Annotated in this window: 1 protein-coding gene; it reads right to left on the bottom strand. The window is 67.7% G+C overall.

Annotated elements, in window-relative coordinates; translation table 11 throughout:
- Positions 1-46: 46 nt before the first annotated feature.
- A complete protein-coding gene (locus ELR45_RS12220; protein ID WP_129666276.1) occupies positions 47-1000 on the bottom strand; it encodes a CHAD domain-containing protein in 954 nt (317 codons plus the stop codon).
- Positions 1001-1059: the final 59 nt, after the last annotated feature.

The raw sequence follows: 1059 nt of genomic DNA, 5'->3' as shown, positions 1-1059 counted from the left end.
CTCCCGGTTGGCCGAGGTGGTCGCCATGTGATGTGGTGATGACCGCTTACGGGAGCATCGACTCGATGCGCTCGTGTGTCGTCGCGCCGAGGAAGCGGGGGAGCGCCGCGGTGAGCTCGTGCCGCGCCTGACGTTGCTGCACCGTGAAGTGGGCAGACAGCTCGCCCATGGCGAGCAAGGTCGCGGCCGGCGGCGGCCCGTCGTCGAGCATCTGCTGTGCGAACGTCCGCAGCCCTTCGCTCTGCACCTCGCCGTCTTGGAACGCACCGAGGACGTCCTGCAGCCGCTTGAGCCTCTTGATGACGGACCGGTGCGTGTGCTCAGCGCACACAGGCTGGAAAACCTCGAGGATGTAGCGCAGCTCCTTGCAGCGTTTCCGGAGCGCGTGCACCTTCTCCGCGGGGGAGTCCGACGTGATGGCCTGGGCACGGCGGAGTACTCGCGCGTAGACCCGGCGCACCCGATCGGCGCCGAGCTGCTCGACGGTCGTTACCGTCGCCGGTGTGTCCCCGCCAGCGGCGGGCGCCTGACCTACCCCGTCCGATCGGCCCTCGGTGATCTCCGTCAGCATGGCCCGCCAGCTCGTGCACAGGTCAGTGAAGCGCTCGCAGCGCAGGCCCGCTACGAGCGTGCGCCGGGACACGGCACGCTGTCGGCGCAGATGTTCGGTGAACGGGGCGAGGTCCTCGGGGTGAGCTCCGACCAGGACCTCGGCCAGCTGGTCCATCTCGATCAGGTACACGTCCAGGTCGCGGGTGGGCGTGGTGAGATCTCCCAGCCACTTGAACCGGGGGGCGAAATGTGCGGCGACGCCGGACGGGAGGACGTCGCCGGTCAGCTTGATGAGCGACCTCGTTCGGCGGACACCGACCCGTAGCTCGTGCAGATACTCCGGGTCCGCGCCGTCTAGGGTGCCTGCGACGTTGCCCTCGATCGCGTCGAGGAAGCCGAGCTGTGCCGTGGCGATTGCGACGTTCGCGGGCAGTCCGGCGGTGATCACGAACTCAGTCTAAGACACCACAAAGACACCATTTGTTCGCCTCTCGTTCAACATACCCG

The sequence above is a fragment of the Phytoactinopolyspora endophytica genome, assembly GCF_004138495.1.
Taxonomy (GTDB): domain Bacteria; phylum Actinomycetota; class Actinomycetes; order Jiangellales; family Jiangellaceae; genus Phytoactinopolyspora; species Phytoactinopolyspora endophytica.
Note: the sequence above shows the minus strand (reverse complement) of the source record. Positions and strands in the feature narration are given on the sequence as shown.